Below are 21,464 nucleotides of genomic sequence, written 5' to 3'. Positions count from 1 at the left end.
CCGGGCCGGCGGTCTGGCGGCGATCGGACGCCTCGTTCGGGTGGTCAGGTGCCTGCCTGCTCCCCGGCGAGACTCAGGCCGCGATCGCGCAGCGCCGCCCGCAGTACGCCGATCGCCTTCGGTCCCATGCCGTGCAGGGCCCGCAGTTCCCGCTCGGTGACGGCGGTCAGCTGGTCCAGCCGGGTCCAGCCCGCGCCGGCCAACGCCCGCCGGGCGGGCACGCCGACCGCGCGCGGGATGTCCATGTCGCTCACCTGACGGCTCCTCCCCGGTGGACCACAGGTCATGGTGCCACGGCCCGGACCGGTGTCGTGCCGGTCGGCGACCTGCTGGTCAGCCCAGTCGGCGGCGTACCCAGGGCAGCAGGGCGTCCGCCTGGGCCTGCTGGAACGCCCGGACGGTGGGGATGCCCGGCGGGGGCGGCTGCCGGGCGCCGTCGGTGAAGAAGCCGGCCAGGCCGGCGTAGACGCCGGTCAGCGCGTCCGGGTCGACGGCGGCGGTCAGCGGGAGTCGGCGCAGCAGCGCTTCGGTGTCGTGTCCGCCGTGCAGCTCGACGTTGACCAGCAGCAGCGCGGTGTCCAACCAGGCCGGGCCCCGGCAGGCGTGCGGCCAGTCGACCACGGTCACCGCGCCGGCCGGGTCGACGAGCAGGTTGTCGGTCCGGAGGTCGATGTGGCAGAGCGTGTCGCCGTCGAGGGCGGCCAGCCCTCGTGCGGCCGAGGCGCGCAGGTCGTCCAGGTGCGCGCGGGCCCACGGGTCGAGGTCGGCGGGCGGGTCGGCGGCGATCCGGTCCCAGCCGGTGAAGTCGTACGTCAGGCGCTCGACGGCGGTCGGCGCGTGCCGGACCGGGTCGGGGGTGAGCGCCGCGGCCATCGCCGCCAGCGTGTCGAGTACGGCGGTCAGCTCGTCGGCACGCCAGGGGGTGGCCGGGTGCCGGCCTTCGACGTCCGCGAAGACCAGCGCCACCCACTCGCCGTCGTCGTGGCGCCCGAGCAGCCGGGGCGTCGGGGCGGACGGCGGCAGCGCGGCGGCGACGGCCCCCTCGGCGCGGTGCAGCGCGACGCTGTGGGCGTTCCGCGCCCGGCTGACCGCCTTGACGAAGGCGCGCCGCCCGTCGGCGGTGCGGACCCGGTCGGCGGTGCCGGGGGAGAAGCCGCCCGGCTGGGACACCGCCTCGACCACCCGGCCGCCGAGGACGTCCTGCACCGCCGACCGGACGTGGCCGGGCAGGTCGGCCCAGCCGATCCGGGTCCTGGCCAGCTCACCCATCCGTCCAGCGTGGTGCAGGGCCGGGCCGGCGGGCAACCGCGTTACGCGGCGAGGTAGCGCAGCACGACGACCCCGCTGTCGAAGGGGCGCGTCTCCACCAGCCGGAAGCGGCGCGGGTCGAACTCCCGGTCGACGATCGGCACGCCCCGGCCGATCAGGAACGGGTTGAGCTTGACCACCAGCTCGTCGACCTCGGGCAGCAGCTGGCCGGCGAGCTGGCCGCCGCCGGCGAGCCAGATGTCGCCGCCGTCGCGCCGCTTCAGGTCGCGGACGAACTCGACCGGGTCGGCGTCGACCAGCTGCACGTCCGGGTAGTCCGCCGGGGGCAGCGAGCGGGAGAAGACGTACTGGGTCAGGTGGGCGTAGGGGCTGGTGACGCCGATGGCGAGCCCTGGGTCGTAGGTGGCGCGGCCCATCACCACCGCGTCGAAGCGGCCGGCCGGCCGGTCGATGCCGAACCGTTCGTGGGTGAAGGTGGGCAACGTCTGGGGCCAGGTCGCCACCAGCTGCTCCAGCACGTCGGCGTCGAGCGGGAAGAAGTCGGCCGACCCGTCGGGAGCGGCGATGAAGCCGTCGAGCGTGCTGGCGACGTAGTACACGAGCTTGCGCAAACGAACTCCTCAATCACTACTGCTGTCGTGGTTGAGAAACTACAACACCTGTCGTGGTTTCCGCTAGGGTGATGTCGTGGCGAGAAACGTGGAGCGGCGGGCGGCGCTGGCCGACGCCGGGTTGCGGGTGCTGGCGGCGACCGGGGCGCGGGGCCTGACCCACCGCGCCGTGGACGCCGAGGCCGGCGTCCCGCTCGGTACGGCCTCCAACTACTTCCGCTCCCGCGACGCCATGCTCGGCGCGCTCGGCGAGCGGATCATGGAACGGTTCGCCCCGGACGAGGGCACCCTCGCACAGCTGGGCGCCCGGGAGCCGTCACTGGAACTGTTCACCGACTACGTCCGCTACATCGTCGAGCGCACCACCGCCCAGCCGGAGCTGACCCGGGCGCTGATCGAGCTGCGGCTGGAGGCGGTGCGCCGGCCGGAACTGGCCCGGATCCTCGGCGACACGCTGCGCCGCGGCTACCGCGACGACGTCGCGTTCCACGTCGCCGCCGGGCTGCCCGGCGGGGCGTTCGAGGTGGCGCTGCTGCACTACGCGCTGGACGGGCTCCTGCTCGATCTCCTCACCACCTCGATCGACGCCGGTTTCGACCCGGACGAGGTGGTGTCCGCCCTGGTGTCCCGGCTGGTCGCCCGCGCCTGAGCACACCCCCGCCGCCCGGTGCGGCCCGAGGTATGCCACCCGCCGCAACGGGAAACCGCCTGCGACGTACCCCGGGAGGAGTGGCGGATGAGAGACGGCGCCGGCCTGACCATCGGTGTGCTCGGCTCGTACGGCGGACGCAACCTCGGCGACGAGGCGATCCTGACCGGTCTCCTGGCCGACCTGCGTGAACAGGAACCCAGCGCCCGGATCATCGTCTTCTCCCGCAACCCGTCGCACACCATGCTCGCCCACCCGGACGTGGAGGCGGTGCCCTGGGAGGGGGTCAGCCGGGTCGACTCCGCGGAGGTGCTCGGCCAGCTCGACCTGCTGATCCTCGGTGGCGGTGGCATCCTGTACGACCGGGAGGCCCGCCGCTACCTGCGCGTCGTCCGGGTCGCCCAGGAGCGGGGCCTGCCGCTGCTGACGTACGCGGTGGGGGTGGGACCGCTCAGCGACGGGGTCGACACCGGCATGGTCCGGGAGACCCTGGCCGACGCCATCGAGGTGACCGTGCGGGACCAGGAGTCCCGGATGGTGCTGGAGGAGGCGGGGCTGCTCAATCCGATCACCGTCACCGCCGACCCGGCGTTCCTGCTGGAACCCGAGGACTTCCCCGCCCGGCTGCTGCGCGAGGAGGGCGTGCCCGCCGGCAAGCGTCTGGTCGGGCTGAGCGTCCGCGAGCCCGGCCGGGCCGCCGAGCGGCTCGACGTCGACGGGTACCACCGGCTGATCGCCCAGATCGGCGACTTCCTGGTGCAGCGGATCGACGCCTACGTCCTCTTCGTCCCGATGGAGCGGGACGACATCCGGCACTCGCACGGTGTGATGTCCCACATGATCGCCGCCGACCGGGGCCGCGTCCTGCACGGCGACTACTCGCCCCGACAGGTGCTCGGCCTGATGAGGCACTTCGACCTGGCGGTCGGCATGCGACTGCACTTCCTGATCTTCGCGGCGATGGTGGGCACGCCGTTCCTTCCCCTGCCGTACGCGGGAAAGGTCTTCGACCTGGCCCAGCGGCTCGGGGTGCCGGCGCTGCGAGGCGTGGAGCGGGAGGTGGAGGGCCCGCTGCTCGCGGAGGTCGACCGGCTCTGGGACGAACGCGAGTCCCGGGCGGAGTCCACCGCCCGCCTGGTCGCCGAGGTCTGCGACCAGGCCCGGGGCACCTCGCAGGTCACCCGGGCGGTGCTGGAGAGCCTGCGGTCCCGGGCGCTGGCCCGGATGGAAGCCTGACCGCCGGCCGGTGCCAGCCCGGACCGCCTCAGACCGCCGGGCCGCGCCAGCGGTAGCAGTACTCGTCGCCGACGGACTCCAGCTCGTAGATCTGCGCGTCGGCCAGCCCCTCGGGGCCGAGGTGGTGATGGGTCAGCGGCGGACGGTTGTTGCTGTCCAGCTCGACGTGGACCGACTCGCCGTCCGCCGGGCCGTCCGCCAGCGGGATCCGCACCGTTGATGCCATGGGCCCATCCTGCCCCGACCATCGCCGGACCGCAGGATTTGCCGGCAGCGGCCAGGGCGGGCCGGGGGTCTACGGTTCAGGAATGGCGGACATCGAGATCGACCCCACGCTAGCGCCGGTCCTGGCTCGCACCGGCGACGAACGGGCCGTGCTGACGGCGTTCCTCGACTTCCACCGGGGCATCGTGCTGCGCAAGGTGCGCGGCCTGGCCGACGTCGACGCCCGCCGCCGGCTGGTGCCGTCCGCGACCACCCTGGCCGGCCTGCTCAAGCACCTGACCCTGATCGAGCGGAACTGGTTTCCGATCCTGCTCGACCCCGCCCCAGGGGAGGTCTTCCCGACCGCCGAGGAGGACGCGGCCGCCAGCTTCGCCGTGGACGAGGGGGAGACCCTCGACGCGCTCGTCGACGCCTACGAGCGGGCCTGCGCGCGGTCCCGGGAGGTGGCGGCCCGGTTCCCGCTGGAACACGTCGTGCCGCACCCCCAGCTCGGCGAGGTGTCGCTGCGCTGGATCCTGGTGCACATGATCGAGGAGACGGCCCGGCACGCCGGTCACGCCGACATCCTCCGCGAGCTGACCGACGGCGAGACCGGCGTGCTCTGAGTCAGCCGCGCGGCAGCAGCCCCGGCGGATACTCCATCCCGTCGTGGGTGCAGGCCGCGGCGGCCACCGTCGCCGCGTAGGCCGCCGCGTCGGGCAGCGCCGCGCCGCGCAGCCGGCCGGCGACCAGCCCGGCGGCGAAGGCGTCCCCCGCACCGTTGGTGTCCACCACCGGCGCGGCCGGCACGGTGGCGGGCACCCGCACCGGGACGCCGCCACCCGGGTGCAGGTCGGCGCCGTCCGCGCCCCGGGTCACCACCACCGTGCGCGGCGCCAGCCCGGCGGCCACCGCCGGGGCCCGGTCGCCCAGCCGTACGCCGCTGACGAGGACCAGGTCGGCGGCCTCGGCGAACGGACGGTGGTAGGGGTTCTGCCCGTCCCAGTCGTGCACGTCGGTGGAGAGCGGCACCCCGTCGGGCAGCGCGGCGCGCAGCACCGGCAGCCGGTCCCGGGCCCAGTCCATGATCGAGACGTGTACGTGGGCGGCGTCGCGCACCAGCTTCGCCAGCTCGTCGTCGGCGAACGGCGCCGCCGCGCCGGTCCACGGGGACGGGTCGTACAGCGACATCCGCCGCCCGGCCGGGTCGACCAGGTTCACCGACTGCCGGCTGCCGCCCGGGTTGTCCACCAACACCGTGTGCACCGAGGTTCGGGCCAGCGCCGCGCGCACCACCTGGCCGGCGGGATCGGTGCCGAGCACGTCCACCAGGGCGACCCGCAGCCCGAGCGCGTGCGCGGCCAGGGCCACCCCGGCGCCGGTGTTGCCGATCCGGGCCTCGATCGGCGGGACGATGAGCGAGTCGGTGGCGGGGGGCGGGATCGCGGGCACGCGTACCCGCAGATCCACCCCCAGGCCGCCGACCACGAGCAGGTCGAACATGGCGCCGACGCTAGCCGGTGGCCGCCGCCTATCCTTGGGCCGGGCGTCGACGAGGGGGAGCTTTGTTGGTCATCCACGGGTTGTGGCTGGTCGACGTCGGTCTCGCCGTCTGGGCGGAGGACAGCGCCGCGCCGGCCCGGGCGCCGCGCCGGCCCGGCCGGGCCCCGCGCGAGCGCGCCCACCCGTTCGCCGCCGACCACGCCACGCTCGCCGCCGCGCTGGGCGACGTCCCGGCCGAGGCCGGCTCGCTGCGGCTCACCCTGCCCACCCGGGCGGGATCCCCGCTGGACTCGCCCGAGCTAGTGCGGACCGCCGTCGCCGAACCGGTCCGCGGCCCGGTCACCCTGGCCGGGTGGCGGGTGCCCGTCCTGACGTTCGCCCCGGCCGAGGCGCTGACCCTGCTGCGCGGCCTCAACGCGGCCGCCGCCGTGCCGGGCGCCACCCTGCGCCACCTCGCCGAGCTGGCCGAGTTCGCGGTCGACCTGGTGTCCCGCGGGCGGCTGCTGCCCGGGCTGGCTGAGCCCGCCCCGGACGAGGGCGGCGCGATGGCGGTGGCCGGGGCGCGCTGGCGGCCACTGCTCACCGGCACCGACGCCGGTTGGGCCCGCTCGCTCGCGCTGGCCCTGCCCCCGGCCGCCCGGTCCGCCGCGTCGGGCGGTGCCGGGCCGGCCGATCCGGGGCCGGGCGCGCTGGTCGCCGACGCGTTGGACGCGCTGACCGACGCCGCCGCCCGGGCGGCGCTGGCCGAGACCGACCTGGCCCGGGGCGGGCGCCGCGACGGGGTGGTCGCCGGCTGGCTGACCGCGCTGTCCGGGCCGGACCGGGAGTTCACCGCCGACCGCGCCGCGCTGGCCACCCTCCGCGCCGAGCTGGACAACTGGCAGCGCGACGCCGCCGGCGGGGCGGTACGGGCCAGCTTCCGGCTGGTCGAGCCGCCGGCCGACGAGATCGTCGAACCGCTGGTGGTGGTGCCGGCCGACCCGGCCACGGTGGTCCGGCCCGCCGGCCGCTGGCGGGTCGAGTTCGGCCTCCAGGCCGCCGACGAGCCGAGCCTGCACGTCGACGCCGCCCAGGTCTGGCGCGCGCCGGAGACCGTACCCGCGCTCGCCGGCCGGCGGGACGACCCGCAGGAGACCCTCCTGGCCGAGCTGGGTCGGGCCGGCCGGCTCTGGCCCGCGCTGGACGCCGCGCTGCGCACCCCGGCGCCGGAGGAGCTGGAGCTGGACGCCGAGGGCGCGCACCTGTTCCTGCGCGACGGCGCACCGGTGCTGCACGCCGCCGGCTTCGGGGTGCTGCTGCCCGGCTGGTGGCAGCGGCCGTCGACGCGACTCGGCGCCCGGTTGCAGGCCCGGGGGCGTACCGCCCCGGGCACCGTCGCCGGCGCCGGCGGCGGGCTCGGGCTGGACGCCCTGGTCGACTACCGGTGGGAGGTGGCGCTCGGCGACGAGACGCTCGACGCCGACGAGCTGGCCGCGCTGGCCGCGCTGAAGACCCCGCTGGTGCGGCTACGCGGCCGGTGGGTGGAGCTGGACCCGAAGCGGCTGGCCGCCGGGCTGCGGCTGCTGCGGTCCTCCGGCGAGCTGACCGTCGCCGACCTGCTCCGGCTCGGCCTGTCCGGGGCCGACCGGCCCGAGGCGCTGCCGGTGCTGGAGGTGACCGCCGACGGGCCGCTGGGCGACCTGCTCGCCGGGGAGGCCGAACGGCGGCTCACCCCGCTCGACCCGCCGCCGGGCTTCAAGGGCACCCTGCGTCCGTACCAGCGGCGGGGGCTGGCCTGGCTGGCCTTCCTCCAGTCGCTCGGGCTCGGCGGGGTGCTCGCCGACGACATGGGACTGGGCAAGACGGTGCAGCTGCTGGCCCTGCTCGCCGGGGACCCGCCGGCGGCCGGGCCGACCCTGCTGGTCTGTCCGATGTCGCTGGTCGGCAACTGGCAGCGGGAGGCGGCGAAGTTCACCCCCGGGCTGCGCGTGCACGTGCACCACGGCGCGGACCGGGCGCGCGGCGCGGAGTTCACCGAGGCCGTGCACGCCGCCGACCTGGTGGTGACCACCTACTCGGTGGCGGCCCGGGACGCCGTCGCGCTCGCCTCGATCGGCTGGCACCGGGTGGTGGTGGACGAGGCGCAGGCGATCAAGAACGCCTCGACCCGGCAGGCCGAGGCCGTCCGGTCGCTGCCCGCGCGGCACCGGGTCGCGGTCACCGGTACGCCGGTGGAGAACCGGCTGGCCGACCTCTGGTCGATCATGCAGTTCGCCAACCCCGGGCTGCTCGGCCCGGCCGCCAGCTTCAAGAAGGCGTACGCGGTGCCGATCGAGCGGCACGGGGACGCCGAGGTCGCCGCCCGGCTGCGCCGGATGACCGGCCCGTTCGTGCTGCGCCGGCTCAAGACCGACTCCTCGATCATCTCCGACCTGCCGGAGAAGCTGGAGATGGAGGTGCTCTGCAACCTCACCGCCGAGCAGGCGTCGCTCTACCGGGCCATCGTGGACGACATGCTGGCGAAGATCGAGTCCAGCGACGGGATGGAGCGCCGCGGCCTGGTGCTGGCCACCATGACCCGACTCAAGCAGGTCTGCAACCACCCGGCGCAGCTGCTGCGCGACGGCTCGGCGCTGCCCGGGCGCTCCGGCAAGCTGGAACGGCTGGAGGAGATCCTCGACGAGGTGCTCGCGGCGGGGGAGAAGGCCCTGCTCTTCACCCAGTACGCCGAGTTCGGCGGGATGCTGCGCGGGCACCTGTCGGCCCGGTTCGGCCGCGAGGTGCTCTTCCTGTACGGCGGGGTCGGCAAGGCGGACCGGGACGCCATGGTCACCCGGTTCCAGTCGCCGGACGGCCCGGCGATCTTCGTGCTGTCGCTCAAGGCCGGCGGCACCGGGCTGACCCTCACCGCCGCCAACCACGTCGTCCACGTCGACCGGTGGTGGAACCCGGCGGTGGAGGACCAGGCCACCGACCGGGCGTTCCGGATCGGCCAGCGTCGCCGGGTCCAGGTACGCAAGTTCGTCTGCGCCGGCACGGTGGAGGAGAAGGTGGCCGCGATGATTGCCGACAAGCGCAGCCTGGCCGCCTCGGTGGTGGGCAGCGGCGAGCAGTGGGTCACCGAGCTGTCCACCGCCCAGCTGCGCGAGCTGTTCGCGCTGGAGGCCGGGGCGGTGGTCGAGTGACCGGCCCCGACCGCACGCCACCGCCCGGCGACCCGGCGCCCGACGGCGACGCGGGCGCGGCCGGCCGGTTCGCCGACTTCGGCCGGCCCCGGCGGGTCGACGGCGGGCTGAAGGCGCGCAGCACCCGGGGCGCGATCGGGGTCTCCTGGTGGTCGCGGCGCTTCCTGGAGGTGCTGGAGTCGTTCGCCCTCGGCACCCGGCTGACCCGTGGCCGGTCGTACGCCCGCAAGGGCCAGGTGCTGCGGCTCGACGTGACGCCCGGTCGGGTCGAGGCCACCGTGCAGGGCTCCCGGGCCGAGCCGTACCGGGTCGGTATCGAGCTGCCGGTGTTCCCGGCGGCGCTCTGGGAGCGGGTCGAGCGGGACCTCGCCGCGCAGGCGTTCTTCAGTGCCCGGCTGCTCGCCGGTGACCTCCCGGCGGAGCTGGAGGAGGTGTTCGCCGACGCCGGCGCCCCGCTCTTCCCGAGCGGGGTGGCGGAGCTGACCCAGCGGTGCAGCTGTCCCGACTTCGCGGTGCCCTGCAAGCACCTGGCGGCGACCTTCTACCTGCTCGCCGAGGCGTTCGACGCGGACCCGTTCCAGCTGCTGCACTGGCGCGGCCGTGGCCGGGCCGAGCTGCTGGACCGGCTGCGTGCCCTGCGCGCCGGCGCGACCGACCCCGCCGGTACGCCGGAACGGTCCGGTTCGGACACCGGCGCGACGGCCGGGGTCATCGCCGGTTCGGCGGCCGGCGTGCAACCGGTCCCGGCCGCCGGGGCGGCGCGGGTGCTCGCCGCACTGCCCGCGATCCCGCTGGACGAGGCGGTGGACCGGTTCTGGCTGCCGCCGGTGCCGCTGCCGGACCGGCCGCCCACCCTGGCGACCGGCCCCGAGCTGCTGCTGCGGCAGCTCGGCGCGCCCGCGCCCGCCATCGGCGGCCCGGGTCTGCTGGAGCGGCTGCGCCGGGCGTACCGGACCTTCGGCCGGTCCTGACCCCGCCGGCCGCGGCGGATCGTGGACAGTCGCCGTCCGCAGTGGACGCCGACCGTCCACGATCTCGAACCGGGCGACGGGGCGCCGGTGCCGGGCCGTGGTGGCCGACGGGTCATAGCCAGCGGCGGCGGAAGCGCCACATCAGGGCGGCGTTGGCCGCCAGTACGACGGCGCAGATCGCCCCGGCCATGCGTCCGGCCAGTACCGTCATTGCCGGCAGTGACGCCCAGAGCACGATCGTCAGGATCATCAGCCAGCGCCCGCGTCGGGCTCGCGCCCGATGGTCGAGTCTCGCGAAGAACTTCGGGTCGCTCTCCCGGAGCTGCCGGGTGATCTGTTCGAATCTGCGCTGATCCTCTTTGCTGAGCATGGCGATGCCTTCCCCTCACGGCTTCAGCGGTTCGGCGGCTTACCCGCTGTTGCGGCGGCTCACGCCCTTGCGCTGCTGCCACTTTGCGCCGCCGGCGGGGTGGCGGGACGCGGGTACCGGACGCGGGTCAGGAACGGCTCAGCGCGGGCTTATCCCTTCCTTAAGTTTCGCTGTGCCCGTGAACGGCGCTAAAAGCGTCGCGTGGTCCGGAAACGTTACGTCCCGGTCCTCAGGGGCCGAGTCGCCCCTGCTCCGGACGCCGGTGCCCGGCAGGGGGGAAACCGGGCCGCCGGAGGGCCCGCTGAGCGGTGTCTTAAGTGCCGTCGGGAGCCGCTGGTGAGCGCCTTGAAGGCCCCCCACCCCTTGGTTACCTTCCCGTAGCAACCCCCTCAGGCAACAGTCGCCGCACCCTCCGCCCCGCTCCGGTCGCAGCGTGTCGGCGCCTTGAAGAAATCGGGATTGGTGCATGGCCGACCAGAATGTGCCACCGCGCGGACCGTGGGAAGACCGCGGCTGGACTGCTGGACAACACCCCACCCCGGACGAATACCGCAACGTCCACCGCTCGACGCCGTACGCGGTGCAGTACCAGGGCCAGGTCGACCCCGGCCAGCCGCACGCCGGGTACGCCACCCAGCCGGCCCCCCGCGGCCCGCAGTGGGTCGGCCCGGAGGGCCTGGGTCGGCAGTCGTTCCACCAGCCGGCCGGCACCGGACTGCCCCAACTGGACGACGGCGACGAGCCCGGCGGCCGGGTCGGCCGGCGGCGCGCCCTGGCCGCGATCGGCGGCACCGCCGCCGTGGTCGCCGGCGGCGCCGCCCTCGCGATGAACTCGTCGGTGCGCGGCCTCTTCGGCGGCGACGACGCGGTGGCGGGCGACGCCACCGGCACCACCGTCACCGACGGCACCGCCGCCCGTCCCAGCGGGCAGCAGGCGAGCACGGTGCGCACCTACACCGAGCAGAACGAGAGCTACATGGGCTCCCGGGCCGGGGCCGCGCTGAAGAGGAACGCCCCCGCCGGCGGGCGGACCTTCTCCGGCCCGGCCGCCGCCGCGGCGGAGACCCCGGTGACGGTGAAGACGGTGCTGGCCAAGGATCCGGTACGACACCTCGCCAGCCGGGCCACCTTCGGCGCCTCGCCCAGGACGCTCGCCGACATCCGCCGGCTGGGCATCGACGGCTGGATCCGCTGGCAGCTCGACCCGGAGAAGATCGCGCCGAGCCCGGCCGAGCTGAAGCTGGCCGAGCTGCCCAGCCTCAGGCTGAGCCCGGTCCAGCTGCGCGAGCAGCGCGACCAGCTCAACGACACGGGCGTGCAGCCGGAGAAGGAGATGGTGGACGCCACCATCGCCCGCCAGATCTGGTCCGAGCGGCAGCTCTTCGAGGTGATGGTCGACTTCTGGAACGACTTCCTGCACGTCGCCGCCGACTTCGACGGCGGCGAGGTCTACCGCAACTCGTTCGACCGGGACGTCGTACGGCCGAACGCGCTGGGCAGCTACCCGGACATGCTGGTCGCCGCGAACAAGCACCCCGCGCTGCTGCTCTACCTGAGCCAGAACGACTCCCGCAAGGACGCCATCAACGAGAACCTCGCCCGCGAGAACCTCGAGCTGTACTCGGTCGGCGTCGACGGCGGCTACACCGAGAAGGACGTCCGGCAGGCGGCCATGCTCCAGACCGGCCGCGGTGTCCAGGACGGCAGGTACGTCTTCCGCGCCGACCAGCACTACCTCGGCAAGGTCAAGATTCTCGGCTTCAGCCACGCGAACGCCTCGGCGGACCCGAAGAAGGCCGACGCGGTCATCGACTCGTACATCCGTTACATCGCCCTGCACCCGTCGACCGCCCAGTACGTGGCGCGCAGCCTCGCCACCCGGTTCGTCTCGGACACCCCGCCGAAGTCCCTGGTGGACCGGCTGGCCAAGACGTACACGGTCAACAAGGGCATGGTGAAGCCGCTGCTGATGACGCTCCTCAGCTCCTCCGAGTTCTGGGCGGCGGTGGGGCAGAAGGTGCGCCGGCCGATGGAGTACCTGATCGCCACCTACCGGACCCTCAACGTCCGGCCGGAGGCGTCGCGGGGCTTCAAGCAGGACGGCGGGCGCCCGGCGTTCGCCCGGGGGCTGCGCCAGGTCCACGACAAGCTGCGCGAGCTCGGCCAGTACCCGATGGGCCAGCCCACGCCGGACGGCTACCCGGACGTCTACGTCGCCTGGACCTCGGCCGGCACCATGGTCAACGGCTGGAACGAGGCCGCCGACCTGCTCAACGGCTACCGCACCGAGTTCACCTACACCAGCGCGGAGAACCTGGTGGCGAAGCCGCCGGCGACCGCCGGGGCGTACGTGGACGCGCTCGCCCAGCGGCTGGTGCACCAGAAGCTGAGCGCCAAGGAGAAGGCGCTGATCCTCGGTGTCGCCGGCGTGCCGGCCGGCGCCAAGGTCGACGCGACGTTCAACGGGGCCGTCACCGCCGTCGCGCGGGCGATCCTCGCTTCCCCCCAGCACCACCTCCGGTGAGGCACCCGATGGAGAAGACAGTGCACTCGTTCCCCCTGCACCCCGAATGCCCCGACCTGCGGCGGCTGGCCGACGACCCGGCCGAGGCGCTGCTGCGCGCCGAGGCCGACATCGTCGCCGCCGAGAGCGCCGCCGAGGCCGACCGCTACCGCCGGCTGGAGGACCTGGAGGAGGCCCAGCAGGACGGGCGGGGGGTGACCCGGCGGACCTTCGTCGCCGGCGCCGCCGCCACCGCCACCGCGCTGGCCACCGCGCAGTTCGTCACCACCTCGGCGTCGTTCGCGGCGACGAAGACCGGCACCCTGATCCACGTCTTCCTCTACGGCGGGCTGGACGGGCTCAGCCTGGTCGCTCCGGACAACGACCCGGTGCTGGCCAAGGCCCGGCCCGACCTGCTGCTCGGCAACGACTCGCTGGCCCTGGGCCGCGGCTTCAAGCTGACCAGCGCGTTCCAGCCGCTGGAGCAGTGGCTCAAGGCCGGCCAGCTCGGCTTCATCCCGGCGGTCTCCGACGAACGGCTGTCCCGCAGCCACTTCCAGGCCGCCGACGCCTGCAACCTGGGCGGCCTGCCCAACGAGACCGGCGGCCGGGGCTGGCTGGACAGCCTGGTCGACGCGCTGGGCAAGGGCACCGCGTTCCGCAGCGTCGGCATCGGCAGCACGCTGCCCCGGTCGCTGGTGGGCACCAACGGCGCGCTGTCGATCAACAACGTCGGCTCGCTGCGGCTCAACGGCGACGAGAAGTACCGGGCGGCCACCGAGAAGGCGATCCGGGGCCTGTTCACCGGGATCAACCATCCCGTCCAGGAGGCGGTGCTCGACGGCATGGGCGCGCTGGCCACGGCGCAGCGGCTGGCGGCCAAGCCGTACCAGCCGGCGGCCGGGGTGAAATACGAGGGCGTCGGGTCCGCGTTCCAGCAGCTCGCCCAGCTGATCAAGGGCGGGGCGAACGTCCGGGTGGCCACCGTCGGCATGGGCGGCTACGACACCCACGAGAACCAGGGCACCCGCGACGGCGGCCAGCTGCACCGGCGGCTCAACGAGCTGGCCACGGCGATGGCCGCGTTCTTCACCGATCTCGGTGACCGGGCCGCCGACGTCACCATCATGGTGTCCAGCGAGTTCGGCCGCCGGGTCGCCTCCAACAGCGGCGGCACCGACCACGGCCACGGCGGCGTGGTCACCCTGCTCTCCGGCCGCAAGCTCGCCGGCTCGCTGCTCGGCACCTGGAACGGGTTGAACGATCTGGACAGTGGCGACGTACCTGAGTACAACAACATGTTCAACGTCTACGGAAGCGTGGCGCAGGGGCGGTTCGGCCTGACCAACGCCGAGGTGGACAAGATCTTCCCGAGGCAGAAGTACACCCCCATGAAGCTGTACGCGTGACGTACCAGGAGACGTACGCCGGCGGCCGCCGTACCGGGAACTCGTCCCGGCACGGCGGCCGTTCGGCCGCCCCCGTACCCCCGACACCGGCGCTGCCCCGGCGCGGGCCCGGCGGCCGACGGGCGGTGTCCGCGCTGTTCTGGCTCGGCCTGGTGGCCGGCGTGCTGCCCTGGTGGCTGGACACCCCGGCCGGCGCGCTGGCCGACACCGGCGACGTGCTCACCGCCGCCGGGCGGATCACCGGCCTGGTCGCCGGCTACCTGCTGCTGGTGCAGGTGCTGATGATGAGCCGCCTCGGCGTGCTGGAACGCTCGCTCGGCGGCGAGCGGATCTCCCGGCTGCACCGGGACGTCGGCGCCACCCTGCTCGTCGCGGTGCTCGCCCACATGTCGCTGCTGCTGGTGGCCTACGCCGAGGCCGACGAGCAGTCGGTGGTGGGCGAGGTGGGCGTGTTGCTGCGCGACTACGAGGACATGCTCTCCGCGTTCGCCGCCGCCGGCATCATGGTGCTGGTCGGCCTCACCGGCGTCCGGGCGATCCGCACCCTGCTGCCCTACGAGCTCTGGTACCACCTGCACCTGACCAGCTACGCGGCCCTGCTGCTGGGCTTCGGCCACCAGTTCAGCAACGGCGCCCAGCTCTTCCAGCCCGGGCCGGTGCGCACCGGCTGGATCGCCGCCTACCTGCTGGTGGTCGCCGCCCTGGTCTGGGGGCGGCTGGTCGCCCCGCTGCGCTTCAACCTGCGCCACCGGCTCCAGGTGGCCGACGTGGTCGCCGAGACCCCGGACACCATCTCGATCTACCTGACCGGCGCGCGGCTCAACCAGATCGACATGCTCGGCGGGCAGTACTTCCGCTGGCGGTTCCTCACCCGCGGCTGCTGGTGGCAGTCGCACCCGTTCTCGCTCTCCGCCGCCGCCAACGGCCGCTGGCTGCGGCTGACCGTCAAGGTGGTCGGCGCGCACACCGCCGACCTGCGCGACCTTGACCCGGGCACCCGGGTCTGGGCGGAGGGGCCGTCCGGCACCTTCACCGCCGCGCACCGCACCCGGGAGCGGGCCCTGCTGATCGCCGGCGGCAGCGGCATCGCCCCGCTGCGGGCGATGCTGGAGGAACTGCCGCCCGGCGCGGCGCTGATCTACCGCGCCCGCACCCCCGCCGACGTGCTGCTGCACCACGAGCTGGACTGGCTCGCCCAGGCCCGCCAGGTCTCCGTCTGGTACGTCATCGGCTCCCGGGACGACGCCGGCCCCCGCCAGGTGATGAACCCGGAGGGGCTGCGCCGGCTGGTGCCCGACGTGGCCCGCCGCGACGTCTACCTCTGCGGCCCGTCCGGGCTGGTCGAGGAGTCGGTGCGGGTGCTGCGCGCCGCCGGCGTGCCCCGCCGGCAGATCCACCTCGCCACGTTCGAGCTGTAGAAAGGCACCCGACATGCGTCGCGCGATCCTCGCGATCACCGGTCTGGCCGCCAGCACCAGCGCGCTGGTGGTGCTCAAGGGCTCTCCGGGCGCCAACCAGGTCGCCCAGGACCTCCCGGCCGACCAGGCGTCCGTCGCCCCCGCGGCCGGCGACCCGGGCGCGGCGGGCGGGGTCCGCCCGGCGCCGCGCCCCTCCGCCTCCGGACGCGCCCCGGCGGCGCGCCCCACCTCCGGCGCGCCCCGCACCCCGGCCGCGCGGTCCACCACCGGCACCCGGGCTCCCGCCGCGCCGCGGACCACCACCGCCGCACCGAAGCCGGCGCTGCGCACGGTGAGCGGCCCGACCGTCAACTACGAATACGGCTCCCTGTCGGTGCAGATCACCCTCTCCGGCGGCAGGATCGTCAACGCCACCGGGATCGGCCTGCCGCAGAGCGGACAGTCGGGCCAGCGCAGCGACGACGTGCAGCGCACCTACAGCGGCACCAGCGGCGAGGTGGTGCAGCAGCAGACCGCCGACCTGAACACCGTCAGCGACGCCACCGCCACCAGCGACGCGTACCAGCAGTCGCTCCAGGCGGCGATCGACCGGGCCGGCTGAGGTGCCGGTCTCGCCGGCCCGTCCCGGTCTGCGCCGGGTCGAGCACGTCATGGGTACGGCGATCAGCCTCGACCTGGCCGACGACCTGCCCGCCACGACCCTGCACGACCTCGCCGAGGAGACCTTCGGCTGGCTGCGCGAGGTCGACGCCCGGTTCAGCACCTACCGCGACGACAGCGAGGTGTGCCGGCTGGACCGGGGCGAGCTGCGGCTGGCCGACGCGTCGGCGGACCTGCGGGCGGTGCTGGAGCGCTGCGCCGACCTGTGGGCCGCCACCGACGGCTACTTCGACGCGTACGCCACCGGGCGGCTCGACCCGTCCGGGTACGTCAAGGGCTGGTCGGCGCAGGTCGCCTCGGACCGGCTGGTCGCCGCCGGGGCGGCCAACCACTGCCTCAACGCCGGGGGTGACGTGGTGGTCCGGGGACTGTCACCGACCCGGGAGCCGTGGCGGATCGGCATCGCCCACCCGTGGAACCCGATGGCCACCTGTCTGGTCCTCGCCGGCAGCGACCTGGCCGTCGCCACCTCGGGCGTGCAGCACCGGGGCCAGCACGTGCGGGACCCGCGCCGGGGCGAGCCGGCCCGGGGCCTGCGCTCGGTCACCGTGGTCGGCGCGGACCTGGGCGTCGCCGACGCGTACGCCACCGCGGCGGTGGCCATGGGCGAGGCCGGCATCGGCTGGTTGGACCGCCTCCCCGACCACCTGCACGCGGTCGTCACCGACGACGGCCGCCTGCTGCACTCCACCCGCCTCCCGCTGACCGACTGACCGGCCCCGGTCAGCGGGCCGGGCGGGGGCTGCCGGCCGGACGGGAGCCGGCGGGGCGGGCGCGCTCCGGCCGGGAGCCGCCCGGGCGGGTGCCCGACCGGCGGTGCCGCCGCCGGTGGTGCGGCGGCGGCTCGGCGCCGCCGGCGGGCCACGTCGCGTCGTCCCTGGCCATCACGTACCCCTGCTCCCGGCGCGTCCGCGCCGTCACCGGTTCAACGACCCCGGCACCGGCGGGGACGCTGCCGGTCACCGATTCGCGGGTCAGTGACCCCGTCGGGGGAGCGGGAGGTGGCCGGGGAGCAGCTCCGGGGGGAGCGTCACCCCGGTGGCCCGCAGCGCGTCGGCCAGGGTGTTCTGCAACAGGTACGAGTCGGGTAGCTGCCAGCGCGCCTGTTCCGGGGCGACCGCCCAGCGCACCGGACCCTCCGGCAGCCGGGTCGGCGGCGCCGCGATCCACGAGCCGGGCCCGTGGCGCACCACGTGGAAGCAGTGCTCCAGCTCCGGCCGCAGCGGGTCGCCGGGGCGGACGAGGAACATCCAGCGGCCGGTCGGGGTCACCAGCACCGGACCCCGGACCGCGGGGCCGGCCGGGTGGGTCGGGAGCGTGTCGAGTACCCGCCGACCGAGGTGGGCCGGCACCTCCAGCACGTCGAAGGACCGCCCGGTGGGCAGCAGCACCGCGTGCGGCCGGCTGCGCCACCAGGTGGCCACCCGGGCCGGGTCGGCGCTGGCCGCGTACTCCCAGTCCTCGAGGGCGGGGTGGCAGCCGACGGTGGGGCAGCCGGCCCGACCGCAGACGAAGCGGCTGCGCGCCAGGCAGGCGCCCGGGGTGACCTCCCAGCCGTGCATGGCGTACCGGACGGCGATCCGGCGCAGCCGAACCCGCTCGATCGGCGACAGCTGGGCGACCCGAGGTCCGACGTTCCCCCACATAATCCGTGATCTCCCCTCGCCCTACCGGACACCCCGTCAGGCAACGTGTCGAGCACCGTCACTGCCGTAACCCACGATCGTTGAGCTGTCGAACGGCCCCGTGCAACTTGCACGAAAGCTACGAGGACTGGCCGTATGGCCGACGTACAACCTGTGCGACCAGCGAAAACCTGAGACGGACGGAGCGCCGTACCCGCGGGGGGGCCGTCCGGAGATCCACCGGACGGGCGACGAGGGGGAGGAGCAAGAGGATGGACGAGCTGCCGATAGGCCGGCGGGTCGCCTACTGGCGAGGCCGGCGGAAGATGTCGCAACAGGTCTTCGCCGACCGACTGGGCAAGTCCAAGAGCTGGGTCGACAAGGTCGAGCGCGGGGTACGCCGGCTCGACAAGTTCTCCGTCCTCTACGAGATCGCCGACATCCTCCAGGTCGACGTGCAGCTGCTGCTCGGCAAGGACCCGGAGCGGCGTACCGACGCGCTCAACTGCATCGACCAGATCGAGGTGCAGGAGATCCGGGCCGCCCTGGAGCGGTACGACTCGATGAGCGCCTACTTCGACGCCGCCCCGTACCCGCCGCCGCTGGCCGACATGCGCAAGGCTGTCAACCACGCCTGGCTCACCTACCAGTACGGCCGCTACGGGATGCTGACCCGGGCGCTGCCGAAGCTGCTGCGCGACGCCCAGGCGGCCGACGCGGGCTGCCGCGGCGACCAGGCGTGCGAAGCGGCCCATCTGCTCGGGCAGGTCTACCAGATCGCCTCCTCGGTGCTGCGCAAGCTGGGTGAGTGCGAGCTGGCCTGGCTGGCCGCCGACCGGTCGATGGCGGTCGCCCAGCGGGCCGACGACCAGCTGCTGGCCGGCGTCGCCACCACCCGGGTCTGCAACGCGCTGGTCGCCATGGGCCGGGCCCGGCCCGCGTTGGAGCTGAACGTCACCATCGCCAACCGGCTCGCCCCGGGCGGGAGCAACGACGCTTCCCCGGACCGGCTCTCCGTCTACGGCATGCTGCTGCTCCAGGGCGCGATGGCGGCCGCCCGGATCGGCGACTCCGCCACCGTCGACGACCTGCTCAACGGCGCCCACGAGGCGGCCACCCTGCTCGGCAGCGACCAGAACCACTACTGGACCTCGTTCGGCCCGACCAACCTGGAGCTGCACCGCGCCGCCGCCGCGGTCGAGCTGGGCGACGGCGGCCGGGCGGTGGAGATCCACCAGCGCCTGCCGGAGCCCGCGTTCAACGCGCTGCTGCCCGAACGCCGGGCGCACCACCTGCTCGACATCGCCCGGGGCTTCGCCCAGATCGGCGACGTGGCCAACGCCGGCGAGATGCTGCTGCGCGGCGACCGGCTCGCGCCCTCGGAGATCCGCTGCCGGCCGATCGCCCACGAGGTGATGTCGGACGTGCTGCGTCGCACACGTGGTGCGCCGCCTCCGCCGATAGCGGAGTTGGCTGAGCACATGGGAGTCGGAGTATGAACACGGTGCCGGCCGAATGAGTGGCCCGCACCCGACCAGCGAGCGCCGCGAGGTGCTCTACGTCATCGCCTGCGGTTCGCCGCTGGCCCGGCACGTCGGTCGCCTGGTCGACCTGGCCCAGCAGGACGGCTGGGAGGTCTGCCTGGTGACCACGCCCGACGGGGCGAAGTTCGTCGACCGGGCCGCGCTGGCCCGGCAGACCGGCCACCCGGTACGCACCCACTACAAGAACGCCGGCGACCCTGACCTGCTGCCCCCGGCCGACGCCATGATCGTCTGCCCGGCCACGGTCAACACGGTCAACAAGTGGGCGGCGGGGATCACCGACACCCTCGCCCTCGGCCTGCTGGTGGAGGGGCAGGGCATGGGGCTGCCCGTGGTGGCGGTGCCGTTCACCAACGCCGCGATGGCCGCCCACCCGGCCTTCCGGGCCGGCCTGGCCCGGCTGCGCGAGTGGGGCACCACGGTGCTCTTCGGCGACCACGTCTTCCCCCTGCACGCGCCGGGCACGGGGGAGCGGCACCTCCAGGCCTTCCCGTGGGAGGCGGCGGTGGCGGCACTGCCCGACCGGTCCCGCCTCACCTCGGCCGCCTGACGGTCCCGGCCGCATGGCTGGGCTGATCCACACCGTGTCGGCGACATGGCGGTTTCCGACCACCGCGCACCCCGCCACATCGCCGACCTGGAGTCGATCACCCGGGCTGTGCCGGGGGACACGGGCGGCGGGCGAGGCCGTGGCCGCCCGTCCGCGCCGGTAAGCTGACCGGCCGTGAGCACAACCGCAGCCCCACCGACCGTCGCCGACGTGGTGGCGGTCCTGGAGCGCCGGTATCCGCCCTCCTGGGCCGAGGAGTGGGACCGGGTCGGCCTGGTGCTCGGTGAGCCCACCGCCGCCGTGCGCCGGGTCGCCTGCGTGGTCGACGTGGTGCCCGAGACGGTCGCCGAGTCGCGCGCCGCCGGGGCCGACATGATCGTCGCCCACCATCCGCTGCTGCTGCGCGGCGTCTCCTCGGTCGCCCCGACCACGTACAAGGGGCGGATCGTGCACGACCTGATCCGGGCCGGCGTCGCCCTGTACGTCGCGCACACCAACGCCGACGTGGCGGCCCCGGGCGTCTCCGACGCGCTGGCCGCCCGGTTCGGGCTGACCGGGCTGCGCCCGCTGCACCGCCCGTCGCCCGGCTCCCCGGCCGACGGCCCGGGCCGGGGCACCGGCCGGATCGGCGAGCTGCCCGCCCCGCTGACCCTGGCCGAGCTGACCCGGCACGCCGCCGCCGTGCTGCCCGCCACCGCCTGGGGAGTTCGCGCCGCGGGCGATCCCGGGCGTATCGTGCGTACCCTCGCCGTCAGCGGCGGCGCCGGCGACGTCTTCCTGGCCGAGGCGACCGCCGCCGGGGTGGACGCCTTCCTCACCGCCGACCTGCGGCACCACCCGGCGGGCGAGCACCTCGCCGCGGGTGGGCCCGCCCTGCTCGACGCCGCCCACTGGGCGACCGAACGACCCTGGTTGGACGACCTGGCCGCCCACCTGCGGGACGACCTCGGCGTCGAGACCGTGGTGTCCGACCTGGACACCGACCCCTGGACCGTGCACGCCGCCGCGCCCGTACTGGACGACAAGGAGCCCCGACCGTGAAGGCTGAATCCCAGGTCCAGCGCCGCCTGCTCGATCTGCAGGCCATCGACACCTCCCTCGCCCAGCTGGCGCACCGCCGGCGCACCCTGCCCGAGCGGGCCGAGCTGGAGGGGCTGGCCCGTGAGCTGTCCGCGCTGGAGGACGAGCGGGTCCGCGCCCAGGTCGCCGTGGACGACCTGGACCGGGACATCGCCCGGCTGGAGAAGGACATCGACCAGGTCCGCGCCCGCAAGAGCAAGGACGAGGCGCGGCTGGCTGCCGGCTCCGGCCCGGCCCGCGAGCTGGAGGCGCTCCAGCACGAGCTGGTCTCGCTCAACCGGCGGCAGGGCGATCTGGAGGACGCCGAGCTGGAGCTGATGGAGCAGCGGGAGACCGCGCAGGGCGTGCTCGACGGCATCGAGGCCCGGATGGCCGAGGCGCGCGAGCGCCGGGCGGCGGCCGAGCAGCGTCGGGACGACACGCTGGCCGAGATCGCCAAGGAGGAGGAGTTCAAGAAGGCGGCCCGCAAGCCGCTCGCCGGCGACCTCCCGGCCGATCTGGTCACCCTCTACGACAAGGTTCGCGAGGACACCGGCCTGGGCGCGGCGCTGCTCACCGCCGGGCGCTGCGGCGGCTGCCGGCTGGAGCTCTCCGGCGCCGACCTGTCCCGGATCCGCAAGGCGGCCCCGGACGACGTGGTCCGCTGCGAGGAGTGCCGACGGATCATGGTCCGCTCCAACGAGTCGGGTCTGTAGCCG

Annotated in this window: 22 protein-coding genes; 14 read left to right on the top strand and 8 right to left on the bottom strand. The window is 74.7% G+C overall.

Annotation, left to right across the window (positions count from 1 at the left end; genetic code table 11):
• Positions 1–44: 44 nt before the first annotated feature.
• The 3 genes from ACTWM8_RS22895 to ACTWM8_RS22885 form a co-directional block, all read right to left on the bottom strand.
• Positions 45–254: a DNA-binding protein gene (locus ACTWM8_RS22895; RefSeq protein ID WP_446210827.1), complete on the bottom strand. Its 210-nt coding sequence runs from the start codon at positions 252–254 to the stop codon at positions 45–47.
• Between the two features lie 79 nt (positions 255–333).
• Entirely contained in the window at positions 334–1,269 is a 936-nt protein-coding gene (locus ACTWM8_RS22890; RefSeq protein WP_446210826.1) for a phosphotransferase family protein, read from the bottom strand.
• A 41-nt stretch (positions 1,270–1,310) separates the two neighbouring features.
• On the bottom strand, positions 1,311–1,880 hold the full coding sequence (locus tag ACTWM8_RS22885; protein WP_446210825.1) for a dihydrofolate reductase family protein: 570 nt from the start codon (positions 1,878–1,880) through the stop codon (positions 1,311–1,313).
• A gap of 76 nt (positions 1,881–1,956) precedes the next feature.
• Here ACTWM8_RS22885 and ACTWM8_RS22880 point away from each other — a divergent pair, with 76 nt between their 5' ends.
• Both ACTWM8_RS22880 and ACTWM8_RS22875 read left to right on the top strand, forming a co-directional pair.
• Complete coding sequence (locus tag ACTWM8_RS22880; protein WP_446210824.1) at positions 1,957–2,529, top strand: TetR/AcrR family transcriptional regulator; 573 nt, start codon at positions 1,957–1,959, stop codon at positions 2,527–2,529.
• Between the two features lie 87 nt (positions 2,530–2,616).
• Positions 2,617–3,765 (top strand): polysaccharide pyruvyl transferase family protein, encoded by a 1,149-nt coding sequence (locus ACTWM8_RS22875; protein ID WP_446210823.1) that lies wholly within the window; start codon positions 2,617–2,619, stop codon positions 3,763–3,765.
• Positions 3,766–3,793: 28 nt separating this feature from the next.
• Here ACTWM8_RS22875 and ACTWM8_RS22870 read toward each other — a convergent pair whose 3' ends face one another.
• A complete protein-coding gene (locus ACTWM8_RS22870) occupies positions 3,794–3,991 on the bottom strand; it encodes a hypothetical protein (RefSeq protein ID WP_179801201.1) in 198 nt (65 codons plus the stop codon).
• Positions 3,992–4,073: 82 nt separating this feature from the next.
• Between ACTWM8_RS22870 and ACTWM8_RS22865 the strand changes: the two genes are divergently transcribed.
• On the top strand, positions 4,074–4,595 hold the full coding sequence (locus ACTWM8_RS22865; protein WP_446210822.1) for a DinB family protein: 522 nt from the start codon (positions 4,074–4,076) through the stop codon (positions 4,593–4,595).
• Between the two features lies 1 nt (position 4,596).
• Here the strand turns inward: ACTWM8_RS22865 and ACTWM8_RS22860 are convergent, their stop codons facing one another.
• Positions 4,597–5,472 carry a carbohydrate kinase family protein gene (locus tag ACTWM8_RS22860; protein WP_446210821.1) on the bottom strand — a complete coding sequence of 292 codons (876 nt, stop codon included), beginning with the start codon at positions 5,470–5,472 and terminating at the stop codon, positions 4,597–4,599.
• A gap of 62 nt (positions 5,473–5,534) precedes the next feature.
• On the opposite strand from ACTWM8_RS22860, the gene ACTWM8_RS22855 reads away from it, so the two are divergent.
• Entirely contained in the window at positions 5,535–8,636 is a 3,102-nt protein-coding gene (locus ACTWM8_RS22855; RefSeq protein WP_446210820.1) for a DEAD/DEAH box helicase, read from the top strand.
• A complete protein-coding gene (locus ACTWM8_RS22850; protein ID WP_446210819.1) occupies positions 8,633–9,607 on the top strand; it encodes an SWIM zinc finger family protein in 975 nt (324 codons plus the stop codon). The genes ACTWM8_RS22855 and ACTWM8_RS22850 overlap by 4 nt, the downstream gene beginning before the upstream one ends.
• Before the next feature lie 112 nt (positions 9,608–9,719).
• Here the strand turns inward: ACTWM8_RS22850 and ACTWM8_RS22845 are convergent, their stop codons facing one another.
• On the bottom strand, positions 9,720–9,977 hold the full coding sequence (locus tag ACTWM8_RS22845; RefSeq protein ID WP_179801196.1) for a DUF3040 domain-containing protein: 258 nt from the start codon (positions 9,975–9,977) through the stop codon (positions 9,720–9,722).
• Positions 9,978–10,443: 466 nt separating this feature from the next.
• Here ACTWM8_RS22845 and ACTWM8_RS22840 point away from each other — a divergent pair, with 466 nt between their 5' ends.
• From ACTWM8_RS22840 to ACTWM8_RS22820, 5 genes are read left to right on the top strand one after another with little or no spacing between them, the layout of a single operon-like run.
• Positions 10,444–12,501, top strand: a complete 2,058-nt coding sequence (locus tag ACTWM8_RS22840; protein ID WP_446210818.1) for a DUF1800 domain-containing protein — start codon at positions 10,444–10,446, stop codon at positions 12,499–12,501.
• A gap of 8 nt (positions 12,502–12,509) precedes the next feature.
• The gene (locus ACTWM8_RS22835) at positions 12,510–13,889 is read left to right on the top strand and encodes a DUF1501 domain-containing protein (RefSeq protein WP_446210817.1); all 1,380 of its coding nucleotides are present in this window, start codon (positions 12,510–12,512) and stop codon (positions 13,887–13,889) included.
• A complete protein-coding gene (locus ACTWM8_RS22830; protein WP_446210816.1) occupies positions 13,886–15,307 on the top strand; it encodes a ferredoxin reductase family protein in 1,422 nt (473 codons plus the stop codon). The genes ACTWM8_RS22835 and ACTWM8_RS22830 overlap by 4 nt, the downstream gene beginning before the upstream one ends.
• A 13-nt stretch (positions 15,308–15,320) precedes the next feature.
• Positions 15,321–15,908, top strand: a complete 588-nt coding sequence (locus tag ACTWM8_RS22825; RefSeq protein WP_446210815.1) for an FMN-binding protein — start codon at positions 15,321–15,323, stop codon at positions 15,906–15,908.
• A gap of 49 nt (positions 15,909–15,957) precedes the next feature.
• The gene (locus ACTWM8_RS22820; protein WP_179801191.1) at positions 15,958–16,680 is read left to right on the top strand and encodes an FAD:protein FMN transferase; all 723 of its coding nucleotides are present in this window, start codon (positions 15,958–15,960) and stop codon (positions 16,678–16,680) included.
• 10 nt (positions 16,681–16,690) lie between these two features.
• On the opposite strand, the gene ACTWM8_RS22815 is transcribed toward ACTWM8_RS22820, so the two are convergent.
• Together ACTWM8_RS22815 and ACTWM8_RS22810 are read right to left on the bottom strand one after the other, a co-directional pair.
• Positions 16,691–16,888 (bottom strand): hypothetical protein, encoded by a 198-nt coding sequence (locus ACTWM8_RS22815; protein ID WP_446210814.1) that lies wholly within the window; start codon positions 16,886–16,888, stop codon positions 16,691–16,693.
• Between the two features lie 53 nt (positions 16,889–16,941).
• Positions 16,942–17,613 (bottom strand): bifunctional DNA primase/polymerase, encoded by a 672-nt coding sequence (locus tag ACTWM8_RS22810; protein ID WP_446210813.1) that lies wholly within the window; start codon positions 17,611–17,613, stop codon positions 16,942–16,944.
• Between the two features lie 251 nt (positions 17,614–17,864).
• On the opposite strand from ACTWM8_RS22810, the gene ACTWM8_RS22805 reads away from it, so the two are divergent.
• The 4 genes from ACTWM8_RS22805 (at position 17,865) to ACTWM8_RS22790 (ending at position 21,461) form a co-directional block, all read left to right on the top strand.
• Complete coding sequence (locus ACTWM8_RS22805) at positions 17,865–19,091, top strand: helix-turn-helix domain-containing protein (protein ID WP_446210812.1); 1,227 nt, start codon at positions 17,865–17,867, stop codon at positions 19,089–19,091.
• Positions 19,092–19,107: 16 nt separating this feature from the next.
• Complete coding sequence (locus ACTWM8_RS22800; protein WP_446210811.1) at positions 19,108–19,686, top strand: flavoprotein; 579 nt, start codon at positions 19,108–19,110, stop codon at positions 19,684–19,686.
• A gap of 174 nt (positions 19,687–19,860) precedes the next feature.
• Positions 19,861–20,727, top strand: a complete 867-nt coding sequence (locus ACTWM8_RS22795; protein WP_446210810.1) for a Nif3-like dinuclear metal center hexameric protein — start codon at positions 19,861–19,863, stop codon at positions 20,725–20,727.
• On the top strand, positions 20,724–21,461 hold the full coding sequence (locus ACTWM8_RS22790) for a zinc ribbon domain-containing protein (RefSeq protein WP_446210809.1): 738 nt from the start codon (positions 20,724–20,726) through the stop codon (positions 21,459–21,461). Before ACTWM8_RS22795 ends, ACTWM8_RS22790 begins: the two co-directional genes overlap by 4 nt.
• Positions 21,462–21,464: the final 3 nt, after the last annotated feature.

The organism is Micromonospora sp. IBSANI012 (assembly GCF_052814045.1).
This window is presented reverse-complemented; position numbering and strand designations above follow the sequence as displayed.

What these genes read in the sequence shown, in the direction of transcription:
- ACTWM8_RS22840 (WP_446210818.1), top strand. Translation starts at nt 10,444, where the DNA reads ATGGCCGACCAGAATGTGCCACCGCGCGGACCGTGGGAAGACCGCGGC.
- ACTWM8_RS22800 (WP_446210811.1), top strand. Translation starts at nt 19,108, where the DNA reads ATGAGTGGCCCGCACCCGACCAGCGAGCGCCGCGAGGTGCTCTACGTC.
- ACTWM8_RS22845 (WP_179801196.1), bottom strand. Translation starts at nt 9,977, where the DNA reads ATGCTCAGCAAAGAGGATCAGCGCAGATTCGAACAGATCACCCGGCAG.
- ACTWM8_RS22810 (WP_446210813.1), bottom strand. Translation starts at nt 17,613, where the DNA reads ATGTGGGGGAACGTCGGACCTCGGGTCGCCCAGCTGTCGCCGATCGAG.
- ACTWM8_RS22835 (WP_446210817.1), top strand. Translation starts at nt 12,510, where the DNA reads ATGGAGAAGACAGTGCACTCGTTCCCCCTGCACCCCGAATGCCCCGAC.
- ACTWM8_RS22865 (WP_446210822.1), top strand. Translation starts at nt 4,074, where the DNA reads ATGGCGGACATCGAGATCGACCCCACGCTAGCGCCGGTCCTGGCTCGC.
- ACTWM8_RS22870 (WP_179801201.1), bottom strand. Translation starts at nt 3,991, where the DNA reads ATGGCATCAACGGTGCGGATCCCGCTGGCGGACGGCCCGGCGGACGGC.
- ACTWM8_RS22820 (WP_179801191.1), top strand. Translation starts at nt 15,958, where the DNA reads ATGGGTACGGCGATCAGCCTCGACCTGGCCGACGACCTGCCCGCCACG.
- ACTWM8_RS22825 (WP_446210815.1), top strand. Translation starts at nt 15,321, where the DNA reads ATGCGTCGCGCGATCCTCGCGATCACCGGTCTGGCCGCCAGCACCAGC.
- ACTWM8_RS22860 (WP_446210821.1), bottom strand. Translation starts at nt 5,472, where the DNA reads ATGTTCGACCTGCTCGTGGTCGGCGGCCTGGGGGTGGATCTGCGGGTA.
- ACTWM8_RS22890 (WP_446210826.1), bottom strand. Translation starts at nt 1,269, where the DNA reads ATGGGTGAGCTGGCCAGGACCCGGATCGGCTGGGCCGACCTGCCCGGC.
- ACTWM8_RS22875 (WP_446210823.1), top strand. Translation starts at nt 2,617, where the DNA reads ATGAGAGACGGCGCCGGCCTGACCATCGGTGTGCTCGGCTCGTACGGC.
- ACTWM8_RS22805 (WP_446210812.1), top strand. Translation starts at nt 17,865, where the DNA reads ATGGACGAGCTGCCGATAGGCCGGCGGGTCGCCTACTGGCGAGGCCGG.